Source organism: Streptomyces sp. NPDC043870 (assembly GCF_056435785.1).
The window spans coordinates 1-22,819 of sequence record NZ_JBWKDT010000068.1 but is presented as its reverse complement, the minus strand read 5'-3'; the positions used below and the strand labels follow the sequence as shown (position 1 = coordinate 22,819).

Genomic DNA, 22,819 nt, shown 5'->3' with positions numbered 1-22,819 from the left:
GCAGGTTCGAGTGCAGCCCCGACAGCCAGGTGCGTATCGGCAGCGCGTCGCCGGAGGTCTCCAGCTGTCCGCGCACCTTCCCGGTGTAGGGGTCGACGAAGACCGTGAGGTCCTTGTCCTCGCCGGCCTCGGGGCTCCGCATGAGGACCCGGGTGGTCGCGCCCTCCTCCGGCGACGGCCACACCGCGGTAACCGTGCCCTGCGGATGGGCGTCGCGCGCCGCCGAGACCTGGGTCTCGAGCGAAACGGTCGTCTTGCCGACGTCGGTGGTCAGCTCATGGCTGTAGAGCACCTTCTCCGCCGGCAGCGCGAGCGCGTACAGCAGTCCGGTGGCGGCGGCGAGAAGGAGCAGCGGGGCGATGAGCACACCCGCGTAGAAGTGGATGCGCAGCACGAGCGGGCGCAGCGCGCTCCATGTGGAGGCGGGGCGGGGAGTGGGGGTGGTCGGTGATTCGGCCGTCGGCTCTTCGGGCTTGACTGAGTCGTCAATGGCCATGACTCTCCTAGGAGTTGGTGCACGTTGACATGGGGATATGCGGTCCCCGGTGTCAGACGTTCACTCCAGGGACCGTGGCGCGGGTGAAGGGGCGGCCGGGCGGGCCCCGCAGGGAGACGCTGTGCGCGAGGACGACGCCGTGGAGGCGTCGGGTGCGGGGTCGCGGGCGTACGGGGTACGGGAGTTCCGGCACGCGTACGACGGCGAGCAGCAGACGCAGCGGTGCGAAGGCCAGCGTGCCGACGGTCCGGGCCAGCCGGAAGAAGGCGGCCTCTCCGCGCGCGAGCCACAGCGCGCAGACGGCGGCGGCGAGCACATGGGCGGCGAGCATGCCGCCGGAGCCGGCGGTGAGGTGCGCCAGTTGTGCGGTGGCCGAGGCGATGGCATCTGCGGTCATGGTGTCCGCACCCATGGAGTAGGCCGCCCCCATGGAGTCGGCGTCGGAGCCCATGGCGCTCGTGGCCATGGGGCCGGAACCCATGGCATGAGCCGCCGAGGCGTCGGCGCCCGTGGTGCTCGCGGCAGTTGCAGCCGCACCGGCAGTGTGCCGGCGAGCACCGGCGGACGAGGCGTGCGACTCGGCGCCGGCGAACATCAGGTGCAGGACGCCCTGCACGCCCAGCAGTCCCGCGCCGAAGGTGAGCACGCCGCGCCGGCGGTTGCCCGCGAGCCAGGCCGCGGCCAGGGTCACCGGGAAGGCGAGCAGCACTGCGGCGACCGGAAGATCATGGCCAGATACGGACGAATGCCCCACTGCTGCCAATGTCACGCACACCGCCGCGAAGAGTGCGGCTCGGAGGGCGCGTATCGGCGACCGGGCATCCGTCATGGCTTGAACATGGTGCCATCCCGGGGGCGGGTTCCGGCAGGTGGGCGGCACCGCCGGGTTTCCCTTGCAGCGGAAAACCGCTCGTCACGCGCCCCGAAGGGGCATGGTCACAGCCATGAGACTTCTGATTCTGGGCGGTACGGAGTTCGTGGGGCGGGCGGTCGCGGAGGCCGCGCTCGCGCGCGACTGGCAGGTGACGGTGTTCCACCGGGGGCGGCACGAGGCACCGCGCGGTGTGCGGGTTCTGCACGGCGACCGGGTCGCGCCCGGCGGACTGGAGGCACTCGCGGAGGGCGAGTGGGACATCGTGGTCGACACCTGGTCGGCCGCGCCGTCCGCCGTGCGCGAGGCGGCACGGCTGCTCGCGGACCGGACGGGGCGTTACGTCTACGTGTCCAGCCGCTCGGTCTACGCCTGGCCGCCCGCCGCGGGTCTCGACGAGGACGGCCCCCTGGTCGAGGGCGCGGCGGCCGATGCGGACGCCATGGACTACGCCCGCGACAAGCGGGGCGGCGAACTGGCCGCGGTGGAGGCGTTCGGCGGGGACCGCTCGCTGCTGGTGCGTGCGGGACTGATCATCGGCCCGTGGGAGAACGTGGGCCGACTGCCGTGGTGGCTGGGCCGGGTGGCCCGCGGCGGCCCGGTGCCCGCGCCCGGACCGCGGGATCTGCCACTCCAGTACATCGACGTACGCGACCTCGCCGAGTGGACCCTCGACGCGTCGGAGAAGGGACTCTCGGGCCCGTACAACCTCGTGAGCCCGAACGGGCACACGACCATGGGCGAACTACTGGCGGCATGCGTACGCACGACCGGCTCCGACGCGGAGCTGCGCTGGCTCGACGAGGACACGATCGCCGCGGCCGGGGTCGAGCCGTGGTCGGATCTGCCGATCTGGCTCCCGCGAGGTGAGCTGTACGACGCGATGTACGGCGCGGATGTGTCGAAGGCCCTGGCGGCGGGCCTGCATTGCCGTCCGGCCGAGGAGACGGTGGCCGACACCTGGTCCTGGCTCCGGTCCCTCGGCGGCCAGGCTCCGCAGCGCCCGGACCGCAGCCCGGTGGGCCTGTCCCCCACCCAGGAGTCCGCGCTGCTCGCCCGTCCGTGACGGCGTGGCCCGGGGCGATGGTTCTTCGCGAAACCGGCTCTGACGGTGCCGGACGAGACAACCGGCGGGTCCTCGCGATACTGGCCTGTCTCGACCGGTAATCACGCGTTCTCACGTGGTCTCACGCATTCCGTCCGGTTTGCGAATGGAGATTTCTACGAATTCCAACTCCCGTTGAACGGGCCATGATTGGGGTCCGTATGGAACGACGCGCTTCTCCCCTCCCGGGATTGGAGTTCCATGGGACGCACATCACGCAAACGCTCGACGCTGGCAAACCGGGCGATCGCCGCCTCGGCTGCCCTCATTCTGGGCGGGGGTGGGCTGATCGCGGTCAACGTCTACGCATCCGCAGGTGAGGGCTGGACCGGTCAGCAACCTGAAAACCAGACTCAGGCCGCTGCCGGACAGTCGGTTTCCACCATCGACTGCCCTGACGTCGGCAACGAACTGCCCGAAGTACCCCAGCAGGAGCGCGGTTCCGTCGACCGCGAACTCGCCACGCTGGACACCCAGATCACCACCGCCTATCAGAGGTTCGCCGAGAACAAGGAGCGGATCGAGAGCGATCCCGCCTACGGCCAGCAGCAGATCCTCTCCCCGCTGAAGAATGAGCGGCTGGTGATCATTCAGCGGATCATCGCGCTCATCGAGCGTGGCGCCGCCAAGCCGCAGGGCCTGGAGAACATGGCGCCGTGCACGCTGCGGGCCGATGACAACCAGGACGGCGGACAGGACCAGAGCCAGGACGGCCAGGATCAAGGTCAGGACCAGGACCAAGGTCAGGACCAGGGCCAGGACCAGGACCAGGGTCAGGACCAGGACCAGGGTCAGGACCAGGACCAGGGTCAGGACGGCGGCCAGGACGGCGGCGACCAGGGCAACGACAACGGCGGACAGGCCGGCAACGGCCCCGAGGAGGGCGACTTCGTCGACATCCAGTCCGTCCAGCCGAACGTCCAGAACCCGCAGCAGCGCCGCGGCGCCTCGCGCGGCACCTTCACCACCGACTGCGGCAAGAACGAGAACGGCAAGTTCAATCCGGACAATGTCATCGTCGCGCCCGGTGTGAGCAACGGCGCGCACCATATGCATGATTACGTCGGCAACCAGGCGAACGATGCTTTCGCGAGTGACGACGACCTTGCCAACGGTGACACGAGCTGCCGTAATCAGGGCGACAAGTCGACTTATTACTGGCCCGTCCTGCGCGTGCAGAACGGACAGGACGAGAACGACGCCCAGGCCGACGGCGGCGGCAAGGACCAGAACGTCGGAGAGATCCAGCAGCCGGCTCAGGTCACGCTGAATTTCGTGGGAAGTCCGGTCAGCAAGGTCACGGCCATGCCCCGTTTCCTTCGCATCATCACCGGTGACGCCAAGGCCTTCGTCAATGGTGACGCGAATGCCAATGCGTCCTGGAGCTGCACCGGATTCGAGGACCGTCAGCTGAAGGACAAGTACCCGGTCTGCCCTGAGGGCAGTCAGGTGGTACGGACCTTCAAGTTCCAGAGCTGCTGGGACGGTCAGAACACCGACAGCGCCAATCACCGCACCCATGTCGCCTTCGCGGATGAGAACGGCCGCTGCCAGAACGGTTTCCGGGCCATTCCGCAGCTGGTGCAGCGCATCGTCTACGACGTTCCGCCTCCGGCATTCGGCGGTGACAACCCCAGCGTCTTCGCGGTCGACTCCTTCCCGGAGCAGCTGCACAAGCCGATCACCGACCACGGCGACTTCATCAACGTCTTCGACCAGAGCCTGATGAACAAGGTGGTGAACTGCATCAACACCGGCCGCAAGTGCCGTTGACCGAGCCTGCGCCGAACCCCGGGCCTCCAGGCTGAGCCCCGGGGTTCGACACCACTCACCACCCTTCCCCCCTACCTGCGCGGCCTGCTCAGTGATGGCCGGAGTGCTCCTCGTTCCCCCCACTACCACCACTGCTCCCCGCGTGCTGGTCATGTGACGAGGCGGTCTCCACGGTCCCACCGAGCCGGCCGCGCAGCGCTGTCACCACCTTCGGCTCACCGACCGCGACCCACTTCCTGCCGACGAGATACGAGCCGCCGTAGTCGTTGGCCTCGTTGATCCACTCGCGCTGGCCGCGGTCGGTGGCGAAGGTGGCGAGCACATACTTGCCGTCCTTCGTCGTGCAGTTGGCCTGCCGGAGCTCTTTCGCATCCGTCTGGATGTTCGGCTCGCACTCGGCCTGCTTCGCCAGCTCTTCCAGGGTCCCCGTCGCCGTCTTCGGCACTTCGGGGGCCTTTTCGTCGTTCGCGCCGCACGCCGTGAGGGTCGTGACGACCGTCAGGGCCAGTGTGGCCAGGGCTATCTGTGCCGTAGGGGTGAATCGGGCTCGTTCCGTACTCATCCGGCCATCGTGCCCGCTCGGCACCCTGGCGCGCTGCCGAACTCCGAGTAACGTGCCGCGCGACGCACACGCACCTGTTGTCTCACGAGCAACACGGAGGAGCGCCGATGACCGGACTGTCGAGACGTTCGCTGCTGGGCACGGCCGGGGCGATCGGGGTGGGTGCGGCCTTCGCGTCCCCCGCATCGGGGGCCTCCGTCGGCCCGAACGCGGGGACGGCCGCGGGGACGGCCGCAGGGACGGCCGCGGCCCGGTCCGCGCTCCGCAGGCTCCTCCCCGAGCACGCGCGACAGTTCCGGCTCACGGCCCTGCACCGCGAGACGGGCTCCGAGCGTTTCCGGGTCTCCGGCACCACGGGGCGTATCGACGTCGCGGGCACCGGCCCGGCCGTGCTGCTGACCGGCGTCCACTGGTACCTGAAGTATGTGTGCGGAGCCCATATCTCCTGGTCCGGTACCCAACTGGACCTCCCGGAGCAGCTGCCCGCGCCGGATCACGTCCTCGAACGCGAAGCCACCGTCCCGCACCGGTTCGCCTTCAACGACACCCATGACGGCTACACCGCCCCGTACGCCGACTGGCCCCGCTGGGAGCGGCTGATCGACGTCCTCGCGCTGCACGGCTGCAACGAGGTCCTCGTCACGGCCGGCCAGGAGGCCGTCTACCACCTCCTCCTGCAGGACTTTGGCTATTCCGGCACCGAGGCGCGCACCTGGCTGCCCGCCCCTTCCCACCAGCCGTGGTGGCTGCTGCAGAACATGAGCGCGTACGGCGGCCCGATGAGCCCCGAGCTGATCGCGAAGCGCGCCGAGCTGGGCCGGCGGATCGCCGTACGGCTGCGGGAGCTCGGCATGTCCCCCGTCATGCCCGGCTACTTCGGCACCGTCCCCGACGGATTCGCCGACCGCAATCCGGGCGCGCGCACCGTCCCGCAGGGCAACTGGTCCGGCCTGCGGCGCCCCGACTGGCTCGATCCGCGCACCGAGGCCTTCGAGCGGGTCGCCGCCGCGTTCTACCGCCACCAGCGGGATCTCTTCGGTGAGGTCCGGCACTTCAAGATGGATCTGCTGCACGAGGGCGGCTCGGCGGGCGACGTGCCCGTACCCGACGCCGCCCGCGCCGTCGAGCGTGCCCTGCAGACCGCCCGCCCCGGCGCGACCTGGGTGATCCTCGGCTGGCAGGCCAATCCTCGCCGCGAAATGCTCGACGCCCTCGACAAGCGGCATCTGCTCGTCGTCGACGGGCTCTCCGATCTGGATTCCGTCAAGGACCGCGAGAAGGACTGGGGAGGCGCGCCCTACGCGTTCGGCACGATCCCGAACTTCGGCGGGCGGACCACGCTCGGCGCCAAGACCCACACCTGGACGGAGCGGTTCACGGCGTGGCGCGACAAACCGGGCTCCGCCCTCGTCGGCACCGCCTACATGCCCGAGGCCGCCGAGCGCGACCCGCTGGCGCTCGAGCTGTTCTCCGAGCTGGCGTGGCGCGAGGAGGCGATCGACCGCGAGGAGTGGTTCGCGGCGTACGCCGATCTGCGCTACGGCGGCCGGGACGCGGACGCCCGCGCCGCGTTCGCCGCGCTGCGGGACTCCGTGTACCGGATCAGCAGCCGCGACGGCCGCCCCCACGACTCGATCTTCGCCGCCCGGCCGTCGCTGACCGCGGCTTCCGGCACGTACTACGCCACCCACACGCCCGCCTACAACGCCGGCGTGCTCGACCAGGCCTTCGCGGCGCTGCTGCGCGTACGGGAGCGGCTGCGCGGGTCCGACGCGTACCGCTACGACCTCACCGACCTCGCCCGTCAGGCGCTCGCCAACCGCTCCTGGCAGTTGGTGCCGCACGTCGAGGCCGCCTACGCCCGTGGAGATCTCAAGACGCTGCGCACCTTGTCGCGGCTGTGGCTGCAGCTGATGCGGCTCAGTGAGGAGACGAGCGGGTCGCACCGCGCCTTCCTGCTCGGGCCCTGGCTCGACGACGCGAAGCGCATGGCCTCGTCGGACGCCGAGCGGGAGGAGCTGGAGCGCACCGCGCGGGTCCTCATCACCACGTGGGCGGACCGGGTCACCGCCGACAACGGCCGGCTGGCCAACTACGCCAACCGCGACTGGCAGGGCCTGATCGGGGACTTCCATCTGCCGCAGTGGCGGGCGTTCCTGGAAGAGCACGAGGACGCGCTGGCGCAGGGCAGGCCGCCGAGGACGTTCGACTGGTACGCCGTCGAGGAGCCGTGGACGCGGGAACGGAACGGTTTTCCGCTGCGGCCGCTCCACGATCCGTACCGCACGGCGCGCCGGGTGTACGAGGTGCTGTCCGGGGCCCCCTACCAGGGCACCGTCACCCTCACCGCCAGGCCCGCGGTGCTGGAGCCGGGCGGAACCGCAGACGTCACCGCGGTCTTCCGCAATGTGAACGGGCTGCGCGCAACGGGCCCGGTGGACGTCGGCCTCACCGGCCTCGGGGATCAGCCCGCGCGCTCCCTGCCGCCGGTCCCGGCGGCCGGTTCGGCGACGGCGGCCTGGACGGTCCATGCGCCGCCGGGACCGCTCGCCTCCCCGCTGGAGCCGCTCCCGTACGAACTGCGCACCACCTACGGCCCGCAGGGCGAGGACCCGGTCACCGCCGTCCAGCGGGGGAACCTGCACATCGCCGGGCCGCTCGCTGCCGGGTGGCGTACGCATTCGAGCAACAACGCCGTGTTCGGGCAGCTGGACGGGCGCTTCGCGATCAACGGCAGCGGCGGCGACCTGTGGCAGACGACCGAGCAGTTCGGCGCGCTCTACCGGCAGGGCGCGCTGCGCGACGGCGGAAGTCCGACGCTCCGGGTGGACACCCAGCCTGCGACGGGTCCCTGGGCCCGGGCGGGCATCGTCGTACGCAACAGCCTGGCGACGGCCGGCTCCGCGGGCTTCCTCAATCTCGCGGTCACCCCGGCGAACGGTGTGGTGCTCTCGTACGACTCGACCGGCGACGGCACGCTCGACACCTACCGGCGCGTCCCGGGGGTGCGGGCCCCGGTGCTGCTGCGACTGAGCCGCGAAGGTGACCGGTTCACCGGCGCGTTCTCCACGGACGAGGGCAGCACCTGGCGCCCGGTCGCCACGGTCGCGGTGCCGGGCGTGGCGGCGGCACAGGACGCGGGGCTGTTCATGACGGCGGCGCACGGCGGCACCGGGGCGCGGGGCACGGTCGAGTTCAGCGGCCTGTCGGGGTGGCCATCGGCCTGACCTTCCGGCCGGCGCCGTCGAAACGCAATTCGAGGCTGCGGCAGGCGGTCCCGCGTGGGTATCGTTCGCGCGGATTCAGCCGACCGAACGCCGGCTCCGAAGGGGGAGTACGTGCCGACTGGCCGAGAGCGTGCCCGGATGATCGCCACCGCGGACGGTCACCGGGTGACGCCTGCCGAGCTGTTCTTCGACTTGGTGTTCGTGTACGCGATCACCCAGGTCACCGCACTGATGGCGGCGGACCCCACGCCCCTGCGACTGGCCGGCGCCATGGTGGTGCTCGCCCTGCTGTGGTGGTGCTGGTGCTCCTTCGCCTGGCTGGGCAACGTCGTGCGCGCCGACTCGGGGCCGATGCTCTCCGTGCTGGTCGCGGTGATGGCGGTGGTGATGGTCGTGTCGCTCACCGTGCCCGAGGTCTACGACGACCTGCCCGGCGGTCTGTACGCGCCGCTGGTCTTCGTCCTCTGCTACGGCGCGGTCCGGATCGGGCACCTCGTCTCGTACTGGATCTCCAGCCCGGGCGACGAGGCGCTCCACGCCACGCTGCGACGGACCGCCCTGCTGTCGGTGCTGCCGCCGTTCGTCCTCCTGCTGGTCGGCACTGCCTTCAGCGGTGTCACGCAGACAATGGTCTGGCTCGGTGCCGTGGTGATCGACTACGGCGCGATCTACGTCACCGGCTCCTCCGGCTGGCGGGTGGCCTCGCCGGCGCACTTCGCGGAGCGCCACGGTCTGATCGTCATCATCGCGCTGGGCGAGTCGATCGTCGCGATCGGCGTCGGGGTGTCCGGCTACCCCGTCTCCGCTCCGGTGCTGGCCGCGACCGTCGCGGGACTGCTCGTCGCCGCCGGCCTGTGGCGGGTGTACTTCCGCCGGCTCAGCGAGCCCGCCGAACACCGGCTGGCCGGTCTGGAAGGCGACGACCGCACGCGCTTCGCGCGCGACACGTACACCTTCCTCCACCTGCCGCTCGTGGCGGGCATCGTGCTCACGGCGCTCGGTATGAAGGCGGTGCTCCACCAGGTCGCCGACAGCACGCACTACGCGCTGTCCGAGCCACTGCACGGGGCGGCGGCGTGGGCACTGACCGGAGGGGTCGGAGTGTTCCTGCTGGCAGCGGCGGCGATCCTGCTGCGCGCAGACGGGCAGAGGTCGCCGGTCCTGATTCTGGGAGGAGTGGGCTGCCTCGCCGCGGGCAGGGTGGTCGTCGTGATCCCGGCGCTGCTCGCGCTCGCTCTGCTGGCGGCGGCGGTGACCGCGATGGCCGTTCCGTACGGCCGGAGGGCCGGGGGAGCCTCGGGGGCCGGGGGCGTCCCGGGCACGGCGTGAGCGGACGAGGCGGCTTCCTGCCGATCGGTGAAGCGGCTTCCTGCTGATCGGTGAAAGGGGCGGTCGGCCGGGCGGACGTACGCGTTCCGTCGACTACCGTTTCCCGCTGAAACGGTTGAAAACGCCCGCTGGAGCCGCCGTCATGACCTCGATTCCCGCCGCCAGCGTCGCCAACCTCCGCGACCTCGGCTCCACCCCGCTGTCCGGGGGACGGGTCGTACGGCCCGGGCTGCTGCTGCGCTCGGGGCAGCTCGACCGGCTCGACCCGGTGGCCGATCCCGCGGTGGCGGGGCTGGAGATCCGGACGGTGGTCGACTTCCGGACGGAACGGGAGCGCCGGGCGCGCCCCGATCATCTTCCGGCGGGTGCCCGGTTGGTGGTCGCCGATGTGCTGGCGGACTTCCTCACCTCGGGTGCCCCGCCCGCGGCGGCGCGGTTGAGGGAGGTGCTCAGCGATCCGGTCGCCGCCGAGCGCGAGTTGGGCGGGGGCCGGGCGCAGGCGCTGTTCGCCGACACGTACCGGGCGTTCGTGTCCACGGAGTCCGCGCGGCGGGGGTACGGCGCGTTCCTGGAGGAGCTGGCCGGACCGGACGCGCGGACCGTGCTGTTCCACTGCACGGCGGGCAAGGACCGCACCGGCTGGGCCACGACGATCGTGCTGAGCCTGCTCGGCGCGGACCGGGCGACGATCGCGGCGGAGTACCTGTCGGTGAACGCGGGGGTGCGTCAGGCGTTCGCGCCGCTCGTCGAGGGGTTCACCGCGCAGGGCGGCGACCCGGAGATCGCGCTGGCGATCGTCGGGGTGACGCCGGAGTATCTGGGGGCGGCGCTCGACGAGGTGGCAAGGCTCCACGGCTCGATGGACGTTTACGTACGGGAAGGGCTCGGCGTGCCGGACGAGGCGGTGGAACGGATCCGCGAACGCCTGGTGATGGAGCGGTAGGCCGGTCCGGCGACGCGTCGCGCTGCTCGCCTCCGGGGTGCCGCCGGCGGGGACCGCGGCCGCGCCCGGCGCCGCCCTGGCCGGGCAGGCCGATGTCGCCGGGCGCAGGCTCCCGGAGGCGGTCACGGTGCTGCCGCTGGCCCGCGCGGCACAGATCGCGGCGACGGTCGCCGGCGGGAGCGGCCGGACCGGGCCGGGCCGGGCCGGGCCGGGACAGCCAGTCGCAGGGCGTCGCGAGCCCGGCGAGGTCCGCCGGACAGACCCTGGTCACTGCTGGTGACTATCGGACGATTCGCTCGTTCTGCTGAACGTGAGCACCCAGGAACTCGCCCCCTCCTCCGTCGGCGTCGAGCAGGCCGAGGCCGCGCTCGTCGAGCACTATCCGCGTCTGGTGCGGATCGCGTATCTCGTCCTGCCGCCGTCGCTCGGCCGCAACAGGCGGGTGCTGACCGCCCACTCCCTGGTCCAGCGCTCACTGCCGCGCGGCCGGACCCAGAGCGGGGTGCGGGCGCCGGCGCCGGGGCTCCGGGGTGCCTCCGGGCCCGGGTACGCGTACGTCCGCGGGCGGGTGCTGCGGCAGGCCCTGGAGGCCGGGCTTCCGCTCAAGCGCCGGGCCTGGCCCAAGCGTTCCCAGTTACCCCCGCTGCTGCCGCAGGTGTGGGGACTGCGGCTCTTCCCGCGCTCCGGCGGGGCCGATGAACTCGCCCTGGACCAACGGCTGTCCGCGCTGCCCGGGCCGGCCCGGGCCGCCTACGTGCTGCGTGGCCTGGAACGGCTGCCGGACGCGGAGGTACGGCGCGTCCTGAGCGACGCCGGGGTCGCGGACCCGCACGCCGCGCTGGTCGAGGCGGACGGCGTCGACGCGCCGGGAGGAAGGACGCCCGGAGGAAGGGCACCCGGAGGGAAGAGCACCGCGGCCCTGCTGGACTCACCCGAGTTCGACCCGTGTTCGCTGCAGGCCCGCCCCACCGATCTGATGCGCCGGCGCCAGCACGCCAAGGCGGCGCTCGCGGCGGCCGCGGCGGTGCTCGTGTGCGGCACGCTGCTCGGGCTGCCGGGTGAGGGCTGGGGACCGGACGGCGCGGCGGCCCCGCCGTACGCCCGCAACCCGGCGGCCGAGGCCGCGCTCGACCCTGGCCGACTGCTCCGTGTCGCCCCCGTCGCCTGGCAGAGCTCGACCCGCACGGACTTCTCCGTGTGGCCCGCGCGCGGGACGCTCACGGGCGACCGGGCACTGCTGCGCAGGGCACTCGCGGTCTGGGCGCGGCCCGGCAGCCGGGTCCGGACGTCGGCGACGCCCAGCACCCCTCCGGGACCCCCGATGGACGCCCCGCAGCTGCTGTTCGCGGGCGTGGTGGACCGGTCGCGTGTGGTGCTCTTCCACGACGGGCTGCGAGTCGTCCGGTACGCCGAGGCGGGCGACGGCTCGACGGCCGGCGCCGCGCTCGACTTCGCCCGGGCCGACGGCGCGGACTCGGCCGGCTCCGGGGCGCTGATCGTCGGCCGCGACCACGGCAACGTCCGCTATCTGACGGCTCCCTGGGTGCGCCGGGCCGCGGTGCGGGATCTGCTCGACCCTGCGCGGGCACCCCGGCCGCTGCGGCGTGACGCGCAGGGGGTGACCGACCCGCTGCCGAGCGCCGCCCAGGCGCGGGACTGCCGTTCCTGGGACGCGCTGGAGCTGACGGACGACAGCGCGCAGCGGCTCGTCACCGATCTGGGCGAGCTGGTTCCGGCCCGGCTGACATGGGGTCCGCCGTCGGCACCGGTGGATGTGTCGGGTGAGACGGCCCGGGCGGCGTGGGCGCGTACGGCCTGTCTGCTGCCGGTGATGCGCTCGCACGGTGTGCGCTCGGTCAACTCGTGGGAGTACGCGCGCCAGATCCTGCCGGAGGAGAACGGGACCGCGGCCTGGCTGTGCACCCGCGCGGAGACCTGGCGCGGCACCGGCAGCCGGGTGCTCGCCCAGTTCCAGACGCCGTCGTCCCGGCCACCGGCCGAGTCGCCGGGCGCGCTCGTGGCCCGCTCCGAGGGCTCCCCCGCCTGCGGTCCGCGCGATCCCCGGGTACTGGCGGGTGTGCTGTGGAAGTCGCGCGCGGGGCAGTGGTACGTGCTGGCGGCGGGCAGTGACCAGTTCACCTCGCTCGCCACGTCCGGCGGAGTGGCGGGCAGTGCGCAGGGCAACCTCCTCGCCGTACGGGCGAAGCGCGGCGCACGCGCGCAGCTGAACGGCCGTCTCGCGGACGGGACGACGCTCGGCGCGTTGCGCTGAGCCACCCCGGCTCCGGCGCGCGGCCGACGCGCGGCGTGCGGGGTGCGTCCGGCGTGCGGTTACGGCGCGCGTCCGGCGTGCGGGGTACGGCGCGCGTCCGGCGTGTGGGGTACGGCGCACGTCCGGCGTGTGGGGTACGGCGCGCGTCCGGCGTGCGCCAAATCCTCGCCGCACGACTCTGTTCCGACGGCGTACCCGTCAGTACATTGACGCCATGTCTAATACGCAGCCGGCCAAGGTGGCGTCGGAACACATCGCGCTCAATGCCCGCAAGGTCGCCTTCGCCTGGGAGGAGACCCCGCTCCACTGGGTCCCCGGCGATCCGTTCGCCACCCACACCATCAACGTGCTGCACCTTCTGCTCCCGGCCGGTGAGCGGTGGTTCGTGCACGTGTACAAGCAGGTGCTGCCGCACATCCACGACGACCGGCTGCGCGAGGACGTCATCGGCTTCATCGGCCAGGAGGCGGTGCACTCCCAGGCCCATGACGATGTGCTCCCCCGTCTGAAGGAGCTGGGGCTCGACCCCACCCCGTACACCGCCCAGGTCGACTGGTTCTTCGAGAAGCTGCTGGGCGACCGGACGCTGCCGCCCGGCAAGGCGCGCGCATGGTGGCTCAAGGAGCGCATCGCACTGATCGCCGCGATCGAGCACTACACGGCGTTCCTCGGCGACTGGGTGCTCAACGCTGATGAGCTGGACCGGCGCGGCGCCGACCCGATGATGCTGGATCTGCTGCGCTGGCACGGCGCGGAGGAGGTCGAGCACCGCTCGGTCGCCTTCGACCTCTTCATGCATGTCGACGGCAGCTACCGGCGCCGGGTACGGACCTGGGCGACGGCCTTCTCCGCGCTGGTCTTCCTCTGGCAGCGCGGCATCCGCTTCTTCATGGAGAACGACCCCACACTGCTCGACGGCAGGGCGAGCTTCCGGGACTTCTTCCAGGCCGGGAACCGGGGCGTTCTCCCCTCCACTCCGGCGATGCTGCGCTCGATCCCGCGCTATCTGAGCCGCGCGTACCACCCGAGCCAGGACGGCAGTACGGCGCAGGCCGTCGCGTATCTCGCCAACTCCCCCGGCGCGAACGGAGGCCGCTGACATGCCCCGCCTCCGTACCGTCGTCCTCGTCGCCGGTGCCGCGCTGCTCGCCAAGCGGGCCGTGCGCCGCCGCATCGAGGCCTCACCGCTGTGGCCGATGCCCGCCCTGGAGGAGCCGATATCGGGCCAGGGCCGTCGCACGCGCCGCTCCTCGTCGCACCGCGTACTGGTCACCGAACGCACCTCCCCCGCCGAAGGCGTCGTCCAGCTCCGCCTGGAGGGCCAGGGCCTGCCGCCCTGGCAGCCCGGCGCGCACATCGACGTCGTCCTGCCATCGGGTCTCGTGCGGCAGTACTCGCTCTGCGGCGACCCGGCCGACCGCGACACGTACACGATCGCCACCCGTGTCATCGAGGAAGGCCGCGGCGGCTCGCGCGAAGTCCGCGAACAGCTCCACGAGGGCACGGAGATCGAGATCCGCGGCCCGCGCAACCGTTTCCCGCTGGTCGAGGCGGAGTCGTACGTGTTCGTCGCGGGCGGCATCGGCATCACGCCCGTCCTGCCGATGGTCCGGTCGGTGCACGCGGCGGGGACCGCCGGGGCCCGGCTGCTGTACTGCGGGCGGGACCGGGCCACCATGCCCTACCTCGACGAGGCCGAGAAGCTCGGCGCGCAGGTCACGTTCGGCCGCCCGGACCTCGGGTTCCTGGCCGGCCTGTCCGCGGGGACGGTGGTCTACTGCTGCGGCCCCGAGGGGCTGATGGACGCGGTCGCCGCGGCCCTGCCCGAGGGCCGGGAGCTTCATCTGGAACGGTTCACGGCGGCGGCCGCCGCGCCCGGCGGCGCCTTCGAGGTCGAACTGCGCCGCTCCGGCCGGACGCTCACCGTCCCGGCGGACCGGTCGGTCCTGGCCGCCGTGCGCGACGAGCTGCCGAACGTCTCGTACTCCTGTCAGCAGGGCTTCTGCGGCACCTGCCAACAGCGGGTGCTGGAGGGCGAGATCGACCACCGTGACGAGCTCCTCACGGACGCCGAGCGGGACGACTCGATGCTGCTCTGCGTCTCACGCTGCCACGGGGGGCGGCTCGTCCTGGATCTGTAGCGACTCAGGGCAGCAGCAGCCAGTCCGCCGCCAGCGCCGCCACCAGGCCCGCGCCCAGCAGCCAGGTGCCCAGCCGGGTGCGGCCGTGGCGGCTCAGCTCGATGACAACTCCGCACAGGATCATGGCCAGTCCGTACACCCCGACCACGAGGACGGATGTGCGGCTGGCCAGCCGCACCGCCAGGACCGCCGCCAGCGCCACGAGCAGAACGGACGCGGCGGTGATCCGGAGGATCCGGGCCTGGCGGGGAGTCATGCCCTCGGGCGCCGGTGCCGGTGCCGGGGTTTCCTGGTCAGAAGCGGTCATATCCCGGGAGCGTACCCGCCGAGCGGCGGACGCCGTTCGACGGCCGCCGGTTACGCTGTTCGCATGACGACCGGGGTTCGCCGCAGGATGGGCGTCGAGGAGCGCAGACAGCAGCTGATCGGAGTGGCGCTGGAGCTGTTCAGCCACCGCTCCCCCGACGAGGTGTCGATCGACGAGATCGCGGCCGCCGCGGGGATCTCGCGCCCCCTGGTCTACCACTACTTCCCGGGTAAGCAGAGTCTGTACGAGGCCGCGCTGCGCCGGGCCGCCGACGAGTTGGCCGCCCGGTTCGTGGAGAAGCACGAAGGACCGCTCGGCGGGCGGCTGCTGCGTGTCATGGGCCGGTTCTTCGACTTCGTCGACGAGCACGGCCCCGGGTTCTCGGCGCTGATGCGAGGCGGGCCCGCCGTGGGCTCCACCACGACCAACGCCATGATCGACGAGGTCCGGCAGGCGGCCTACGACCAGATCATGGCGCACCTCGGGATCACGGCCCCCCCGGCGCGGCTGCGGCTGGTCGTACGGTCGTGGGTGTCGCTCGCCGAGTCGACCGCGCTCATCTGGCTGGACGGCCGGGAGATTCCGCGCCACGAGCTGGAGCTCCAGCTGGTCCATGACTTCGCGGCGCTGGTGGCGGTGCCGGCGGCGTACGACGCCGAGATGGCGGGCGTGCTGCTGAGCATTCTCGCGGACGAACCGGCCGAGCCGGCCGACGGCGTTTTCGGCGACCTCGTGGGCCGGATGGTGGCGCTCCTGCCGCAGCCGGTGCGAGTACCGGAGCAGCGCGCCTGAGCCTGGCGAAGGCCCGGGCGCGCTGCCCCTTGTCCACCGTGCCGGTCAGCCGCGGTCGAAGACCGCGACGGTGCGCGCGGGGACGGTGAAGGTTCCCGAACCCTGCTCGTACGACGCGGACTTCACGACGTCGTCGGAACCCCCCGCCTGCACCGCGTGCAGCGCGAACGGTGTTCCGGCGAGCGCGCCGATCCGCTGGGTCCGCCGCTCGGGCGTGGCGTTGAAGACCACCACCAGATCGCCCAGCTGCATGGTGATCACACCCGGGGTCTCGTCGGTTCCGGAGAGCGGGAACGACAGCGCGGACTGCACCTGATCCGCGGTGCCGAGACCGAACGCCTTCTCCGTCGTACGGATCTTCAGCAGCTCCCGGTACGCGGCGGACGCCCCGTTGATCTCCGCGCAGCCCGGCTTGAGCGCTGGCGCGGTGAGCAGCGGCTTGGCGTAGGGCCACTTCGCCTTGTTGTCGGCGGCCGGGGGCAGGCCGCGGCCGAAGCCGTTGCCGTCGCGGCAGTCCCAGTGGAGGGCGTTGAACCAGTCGCCGCTGTCGTACGAGTTGCGGTCCAGGGACTTCGACCGGAGCAGGTCCGAGCCGGCCTGCGACAGCGCGGGCCCTTGCGAGAGCGCGGCCGTCGCCATCGCGAGCACCTGCATCCGGGCCCGGTCGGCGGCCGGAACGGACGCCGGCAGCTTGAACGCGAGCGCGTCGTAGAGGGTCTCGTTGTCGTGGGCGTCCGCGTAGGCGAGGGCGTCACCGGGCGCGGCGGCGTAGCCGGCCGGTGAGCCGTTGTAGTCCACCTCGGAGCCCTTGACCTTGACGCCACGGGTGTCGGTGAAGCTGTACGACGCGAGGTTGCCGGACAGCCCGACCTTGATCAGGTCCTGGTAGTGGAGCAGCCGGGCCTTCTGCTCGGCCGGGGTGCCGTTGGCCTTGGAGGAGTTGGGGTCGGTGTAGAGGCCGGAGGCGAAGCCCTGGATGCCCGGGTCCTCGTCGAAGGGGCCGCCGCCACGGACGGCGTCCCGCGCCCGGTCGGAGAAGGTCGCGATCCCGGTCCCGGCCATGTTCTTCTGAGTGGCCTGGACGAAGCGGGCGTCGTCGGCGATCTCGCCGAAGTTCCAGCCCTCCCCGTACAGGATGATCTTCTTCCCGTCGACGCCGTCCTTCTCGACCGTCAGCGCGTCGAGGGCCTTGCGGACGGCGAGGATGTTCGCCTTCGGGTGGTGGCCCATGAGGTCGAAGCGGAAGCCGTCGACCTTGTACTCCTTGGCCCAGGTGACGACCGAGTCCACGACGAGCTTGCCCATCATGGCGTTCTCGGGTGCGGTGTTGGCGCAGCAGGTGGAGGTGGCCACGGTGCCGTCGGCGAGGAGCCGCTGGTAGTAGCCGGGCACGATCCGGTCCAGGACGGACTTGCTGTCCTGGCCGCTCGCGACGGTGTGGTTGTAGACGACGTCCATGACGGTGCGCAGTCCCGCGCCGCTCAGGCCCTGCACCATCTGCCGGAACTCGACCGTGCGGCGCGTGCCCTCCGGGTCGGAGGCGTACGAGCCCTCCGGGACGGTGTAGTGCAGCGGGTCGTAGCCCCAGTTGAACGCGTCCTTCGGGGCAGCCTTGGTGACGCAGGCCTGCTGTTCCTCGGAGTCCGGCGCGTACGCCGTGAGGTCGCAGGCGGGCACGGCCTGGTCGGACTTCCTCTCCGGGATGGTGCCGATGTCGAAGGCGGGCAGCAGGTGGACGTACGACGTGCCACCGTCCGCGAGCGACTTCAGGTGCTTCATGCCTGCCGATTCGCGGTCGGTGAAGCCCAGATAGCCGCGGGCCGAGAAGTCGCGGATGTGCAGCTCCTGGATCTGGGCGTCGCGAAGCGGCACGGCGGCCGGCTTCTTCAGTCCGGCCCAGCCCTTGGGGGCGAGCTTCGGGTCGGCCAGGTCGACGACGAGGCTGCGGGCCGAGTCGGTGGTGAGTGCGGTCGCGTACGGGTCGGTGACCTTGTTGGTGACGAGCTTCTGGATGCTGGGCGCCCAGACGGTCACGGCGTACCGGTACGGCTTTCCGCGCCAGCTCGACGGTCCGGTGACCGACCAGACGCCGGAGGTGCCGTCGCGGCGCATCGGGACCGTCTTCCCGTCGAGTTCGAGGGAGACCTTCTGTGCGGTCGGCGCCCAGACGGAGAGCGACGGACGGCCCTCGCGGAACACCGGGCCGAGAGCCGCGTCCTGCGCCTTCCCGCCGTACAGGTCGTCGAGGACTCCGGCGATCTGCACCCCGGTGGCGGTGAGTACCGCGCCGTTGGCGGCGCGCTGGGTGGCGACGAGCTGGCCCTTGAGCGCCTCGCGTACGCGGTCGCGGTCGCGCGGGTCGACGGTGTAGGCGGTGTAGTCCTTCAGGTGCGGGAACTTCGCCTTCTGCACGTCACTCAGCTGCGACTTGGCCAGCCGCAGCCAGCGGGCGTCGCCGGTCAGGGCTCCGTCCTTGACGGCCAGGGAGCCTTCGCGCGAGGAGAGCAGCTGGCTGGAGGCAGCGGCGTCGCTGCCCTTCCAGGCGAGGGTGTGGGCGTCGATCCAGACGGCGTGGGACTTGGTGAGGTCGAGGGCCGCGCCGCCGCCCTTGGGCTGCGGGAGGAGGTACTTCTCCTGTCCGGCGAGCAGCCACACCTCGTGGCCGTTGGCCTTGAGGTCGAGCGACTGGTCGGCGGGGAGGTCCTTCTCGTCGCCCTTGTGCACGATGTAGCTGAGCGAGGTGGCCCCGGGGGCGAGCGGCACTTCGAAGACGGCGCCGTACGCGTCGGTCCGTACGGGCTCCAGCGGCCTGGACCAGTCGGTGGGGTTCGCGGCCCCGGTCCAGGTGTGCAGGCCCCAGCCGGTGTGGTTCCCGTCGGCGCGCTTGTAGTGGAGAGTCGCCTTGCCGGTGTCCTGGGGAGGGTAGGCACCCTCGGGCGCGCTGGTCCTGACCTCCGGCTTGCCCTGCTCGATCCACACCTCGCCGGTCTTGGTGAGGTCGATGGAGCGGTCGGCGTCGACGTCCTTCACACCGTCCTTGTCGACGGCGATGAAGCCGACGGACGAGGCGCCCGGCTTGAGCTTGACCCAGGCGAAGGCGCCGTAGGCGTCGCGACCGGAGAAGGGTTTGCCCGCGGGCCATGTCGTCCCCTCGCCGTCGGCGATGTCGCCCCAGGTGTACAGGCCCCAGTCGGCGTAGTCGCCGTCGGCGCGCTTGTAGTGGACGACGGCGTAGTCCCGCTGGACGGCGGTCGGGGGCTGCTCCACGGGCGCCGCACCGCTCGTGGTGGCGGCTGCGGCGCTCGCCGTGCGGCCCTTGCTGTCGACGACGACGGCCTTGTAGCGCAGGGCGGTTCCGGCCGGAGCGGTGATGTGCTGGGTGACCTTGTAGGGGGCGTGGTCGGCGGTGCCGAGGGTGCGCCATGCGCCGTTGCCCACCTGGGCGGCGAAGACGACCCGGTTCAGCTGCCCGCCGTCGACGTCCGCGGAGATCTCGACCGTGCCGGTGGCGCCGGCGGCCGGGGCCTTCAGGGTGAGGGACGGCTCGGCGGAGGGGGCGGCGAGGGGCTGCTCAGCGCGCAGCACCAGCGACGACAGCGCCGGTACGGTGACGGTGATCCTGCCGTCGGTGGCGCGGACCGCGCCGGAGCCGCCGTACAGGACACGGAAGTCCGCCGCGTCCACCGGCAGTGTCACGGTCTTCTCGGCGGCCGCGTTGTTGACGGCGACGACGTACTCGCGCTTCGTCTTCGCGTCCGTACGGGAGAACGCGTACACGGATTCCTTGGCGTACCGCTCCTGCTGGATGCCGTCGCGCAGCGCCGGGTGCTCACGGGTGAGCTTCGAGAGCGCGGCGATCGACCGGTAGACCGGGTGCGTGGTGTCGTACGCGTCGTCGGCGTGTGTACGGTCCGTGCCGAGCTGGTCGTCGTCCAGGTAGTCGGGGGTCTTCGAGGCGAAGAGGGTCTGGCGGGCGTCCTTGTCGCCGCCCGCGCCGGTGAAGCCCTGCTCGTCGCCGTAGTACACGACCGGGTTGCCCCGCGAGAAGAACATCAGCTCGTTGGCGAGCCGGGCCCGCTTCAGCAGCTCGGCATCGCTCGCGCCCGGGTTGTCCTGCTTGAGGAACGTCCCGATGCGGCCCATGTCGTGGTTGCCGAGGAAGGTCACCTGCTCGTAGGCGTTGGCCTTGTCGGTGGTGTAGCGGTAGTCCTGCGCGAAGAGCTGCGCGAGCTTCGCGGAGTCGGCACCCTGCGAGGCGTAGGCGCGGGCGGCGTCCTGGAAGGGGAAGTCGAGGGTGGAGTCGAGCCTGCCCCGGGTCACGTACGGCGCGGTGATCGCCGGGTCGGCGGAGTAGACCTCGCCGAACATGAAGAAGTCGTCGCGGCCGTGGTCCGCGGCGTAGGCGTCGAGGGCGGTGGCCCACTGGGTCCAGAACTCGGTGTTGACGTGCTTGACGGTGTCGATGCGGAAGCCGTCGATGTCGAAGTCGCGGACCCAGCGCTGGTAGATCTTCTTCATGCCCTCGACGACCTCGGGACGCTCGGTCCACAGGTCGTCGAGGCCGACGAAGTCACCGTGCCCGGAGGACTCGCCGGCGAAGGTCGAATCGCCCCGGTTGTGGTACATCGTGGGGGCGTTGAGCCAGGACGGGACCTTGACGTTCCTCTTGGCTTCCGGCACGACGGGCGTGCGCGGGAAGGAGTCCCGGTCGGTCCGCGGGAAGGGCTTCGAGCCGTCGGCGTAGTCGGCGTCGTCGAAGGGGACGCCGTCTTTCGTGAGGTAGGGGAAGGCGCCCTTGGAGAGGTAGCCGTACGACTTCTCCTGGTAGTCGACGACGTCGGCGGTGTGGTTGGTGATGACGTCGAAGAAGACCTTCATGCCCTTGGCGTGGGCCTTGTCGATGAGCTTCTCCAGGTCGGCGTTGGTGCCGAAGTGCGGGTCGACCTGGGTGAAGTCGGTGATCCAGTAGCCGTGGTAGCCGGCCGACGCGTCCTTGCCCTCGCCCTGCACGGGCTGGTTCTTGAAGATCGGCGCCAGCCAGATGGCAGTGGTGCCGAGGCCCTTGATGTAGTCGAGGCGCTGGGTGAGGCCCTTGAGGTCGCCGCCCTGGTAGAAGCCCTTGTCGGTGGGGTCGTAGCCGGTGGTGAGGCGGGAACCGGTCAGTCCGCCGCGGTCATTGGCGGCGTCGCCGCTCGCGAACCGGTCCGGCAGCACGAAGTAGAACTGCTCCCGGGTCAGATCGTGCCGTGCGGGCTCCGCGGCGAGCTTCGCGTCGGACGGAGGTGCGGGGGGTTTCGCGGCGGCCGCGACCGGTACGGCGGGCGCGAACGCGGCGCAGACGGCCGCGGCCAGGGTGGCCGCGACCGCTCTGCGCCGGCGCTGCGCGGGCGGGCGTATCACAAAGGTCTCCTCGTCTGGTGCGGATGGGTGGGTGGTTGCGGGGAAGCGTGCCGCTCCACGTCGCGCAGCCGGTGTGTCCGTCCTCGGTCTCCCCCAGAGCTTCGCCTGGGGGTGCCCCCAACGGGCTCCTGTGGAGCCCGTCCGGCGATCGAGGGGTTCGGGGGCGGGGTGGGGCAAGAACCTCAGCCGCCGCAGTTCCTCGCGCCCGCGTGCAGCGCGACCGCTGTGTTCGGGCCGAGTGTCCGCGTGAACTGGCCCGCGCTGTTGACCGTCACGCCCGTGCCCGACTGCACGTCGCAGTAGGTACCGGCCGGGAGCGAGGTCTGGAACGTACGCGTCAGCGAGGACGACTCGTGGTTGATGGCCACGTACGCCTTGGCGCCGCGTCCGAAGGCGATCGCGTCCGCGCCGTTGTCCCACCAGTTGGTGACCGCCTGGCCACGGGCCTGGTTACGGAAGGCGACCATCGAGGAGATCTCGCGCCACGCGTGCTGGCACTTCCAGCCGTCGCTGTAACAGGCGTTCACCGTGCCGCCGTTCGGCGGGCCCGCGTCCTTGTCGGACCATTCGTAGCCGGAGTGGACGTCCGGGGAGCCGTACGGCCAGGCGAGCATGAAGACGTTCGCCAGGGTGTAGTTGGCGCCGTCCTTGTAGTTGAGGGTGTCGCCGCCGCGCTCGGTGTCGTGGTTGTCGACGAAGACGGCGGACTGGCCGCTCGCCATGTAGCCCCAGCCCTCGCCGTAGTTCTTCAGATAGGCGAGGTTCTCGTTGTTGAAGACCCGCTTGAGGTCACGGGCGTAGCGGAACTCCTGCACGTCGCCGTTCCCGAGGTACTCCGTCGGCTGGACGGCCTCACCGGCCCCGTAGATGGCCTCCTGCTTCCAGTACACGCCCGGGTTGCCGAGCTTCGCCTTGATCGCGGCGAGGTCGGCGGCGGGCATGTGCTTGGCGGCGTCGATCCGGAAGCCGTCGACGCCCAGCGACAGGAGGTCGTTCATATAGCCCGCGATCTTGGTGCGGACGTACTCCTCGCCGGTGTCGAGGTCCGCGAGCCCGACCAGCTCGCAGTACTGGACGTTCACGCGGTCCTGGTAGTTGGTGATGTGCGCGGTGCAGTCGTCCATGTCCCAGGACGCGTACAGGCCGGGGTAGTCGTACTTCGTGTACGGCGAGCCGCCGGTGCCCGTCCCGGAGCCCGCGGCCATGTGGTTGATGACGGTGTCGGCGACGACCTTGACGCCTGCCGCGTGGCAGGCATTGACCATGTTCGTGAAGGCGGCGCGGTCGCCCAGCCGCCCCGCGATCTTGTAGCTGACGGGCTGGTAGGAGGTCCACCACTGCCCGCCCTGTATGTGCTCCTGGGGCGGCGAGACCTGGACGTACCCGTATCCGGCCGGTCCCAGGGTGTTGGTGCACGCCTGGGCGACCGAGTCGAAGCGCCATTCGAAGAGGACGGCGGTGACGTCCTTGGTGCCGGGGGGGGGGGGGGGGGGGGGGGGGGGGGGGGGGGGGGGGGCGGGGGGGGGTGGGGGGGGGGGGGGGGGGAGGGAGGGGGGACGGCGCGAGAGAATAGGGGGGGGAGGGGGGGGCGGGAGGGGCGC

The 22,819-nt window shown here is 71.6% G+C and carries 14 protein-coding genes and 1 pseudogene; 9 read left to right on the top strand and 6 right to left on the bottom strand.

Translation table 11 applies throughout. The features are described 5' to 3' along the window. Both AC0699_RS37250 and AC0699_RS37245 read right to left on the bottom strand, forming a co-directional pair. The coding region (locus tag AC0699_RS37250) for a PepSY domain-containing protein (protein WP_478670034.1) at positions 1-496 on the bottom strand (496 nt) is incomplete at its 3' end. Positions 497-548: 52 nt separating this feature from the next. After that, positions 549-1,325: a hypothetical protein gene (locus AC0699_RS37245; RefSeq protein WP_478670031.1), complete on the bottom strand. Its 777-nt coding sequence runs from the start codon at positions 1,323-1,325 to the stop codon at positions 549-551. 115 nt (positions 1,326-1,440) lie between these two features. Between AC0699_RS37245 and AC0699_RS37240 the strand changes: the two genes are divergently transcribed. Both AC0699_RS37240 and AC0699_RS37235 read left to right on the top strand, forming a co-directional pair. Beyond that, positions 1,441-2,433, top strand: coding sequence for a Rossmann-fold NAD(P)-binding domain-containing protein (locus AC0699_RS37240; protein ID WP_478670029.1), 993 nt, complete (start codon positions 1,441-1,443; stop codon positions 2,431-2,433). A 240-nt stretch (positions 2,434-2,673) separates the two neighbouring features. After that, positions 2,674-4,245: a DUF1996 domain-containing protein gene (locus AC0699_RS37235; protein ID WP_478670027.1), complete on the top strand. Its 1,572-nt coding sequence runs from the start codon at positions 2,674-2,676 to the stop codon at positions 4,243-4,245. A gap of 88 nt (positions 4,246-4,333) precedes the next feature. On the opposite strand, the gene AC0699_RS37230 is transcribed toward AC0699_RS37235, so the two are convergent. Continuing rightward, entirely contained in the window at positions 4,334-4,807 is a 474-nt protein-coding gene (locus AC0699_RS37230) for a hypothetical protein (protein ID WP_478670024.1), read from the bottom strand. 107 nt (positions 4,808-4,914) lie between these two features. Here AC0699_RS37230 and AC0699_RS37225 point away from each other — a divergent pair, with 107 nt between their 5' ends. The 6 genes from AC0699_RS37225 to AC0699_RS37200 all read left to right on the top strand — a co-directional run bounded on the left by AC0699_RS37225 (position 4,915) and on the right by AC0699_RS37200 (position 14,719). Beyond that, positions 4,915-8,034: an alpha-N-acetylglucosaminidase gene (locus AC0699_RS37225; RefSeq protein WP_478670021.1), complete on the top strand. Its 3,120-nt coding sequence runs from the start codon at positions 4,915-4,917 to the stop codon at positions 8,032-8,034. Between the two features lie 111 nt (positions 8,035-8,145). Beyond that, positions 8,146-9,363 carry a low temperature requirement protein A gene (locus tag AC0699_RS37220; RefSeq protein WP_478670018.1) on the top strand — a complete coding sequence of 406 codons (1,218 nt, stop codon included), beginning with the start codon at positions 8,146-8,148 and terminating at the stop codon, positions 9,361-9,363. Between the two features lie 142 nt (positions 9,364-9,505). Beyond that, positions 9,506-10,306, top strand: a complete 801-nt coding sequence (locus tag AC0699_RS37215; protein ID WP_478670014.1) for a tyrosine-protein phosphatase — start codon at positions 9,506-9,508, stop codon at positions 10,304-10,306. A 301-nt stretch (positions 10,307-10,607) separates the two neighbouring features. Continuing rightward, positions 10,608-12,578, top strand: a complete 1,971-nt coding sequence (locus tag AC0699_RS37210; RefSeq protein ID WP_478670037.1) for a hypothetical protein — start codon at positions 10,608-10,610, stop codon at positions 12,576-12,578. A 214-nt stretch (positions 12,579-12,792) separates the two neighbouring features. After that, the gene (locus tag AC0699_RS37205; RefSeq protein WP_478670011.1) at positions 12,793-13,677 is read left to right on the top strand and encodes a metal-dependent hydrolase; all 885 of its coding nucleotides are present in this window, start codon (positions 12,793-12,795) and stop codon (positions 13,675-13,677) included. 1 nt (position 13,678) lies between these two features. Next, entirely contained in the window at positions 13,679-14,719 is a 1,041-nt protein-coding gene (locus AC0699_RS37200; protein WP_478670007.1) for a PDR/VanB family oxidoreductase, read from the top strand. A gap of 4 nt (positions 14,720-14,723) precedes the next feature. Here the strand turns inward: AC0699_RS37200 and AC0699_RS37195 are convergent, their stop codons facing one another. Further along, positions 14,724-15,140, bottom strand: a complete 417-nt coding sequence (locus AC0699_RS37195) for a hypothetical protein (protein ID WP_469768519.1) — start codon at positions 15,138-15,140, stop codon at positions 14,724-14,726. Between AC0699_RS37195 and AC0699_RS37190 the strand changes: the two genes are divergently transcribed. Then, a complete protein-coding gene (locus AC0699_RS37190; RefSeq protein WP_478670002.1) occupies positions 15,090-15,818 on the top strand; it encodes a TetR/AcrR family transcriptional regulator in 729 nt (242 codons plus the stop codon). The genes AC0699_RS37195 and AC0699_RS37190 overlap by 51 nt on opposite strands. Positions 15,819-15,863: 45 nt before the next feature. On the opposite strand, the gene pulA is transcribed toward AC0699_RS37190, so the two are convergent. Continuing rightward, positions 15,864-21,218 carry a pullulanase-type alpha-1,6-glucosidase gene (gene pulA / locus AC0699_RS37185; RefSeq protein ID WP_478669999.1) on the bottom strand — a complete coding sequence of 1,785 codons (5,355 nt, stop codon included), beginning with the start codon at positions 21,216-21,218 and terminating at the stop codon, positions 15,864-15,866. 185 nt (positions 21,219-21,403) lie between these two features. Continuing rightward, positions 21,404-22,699: pseudogene (locus AC0699_RS37180) on the bottom strand (alpha-amylase); the annotation flags it as partial. Positions 22,700-22,819: the final 120 nt, after the last annotated feature.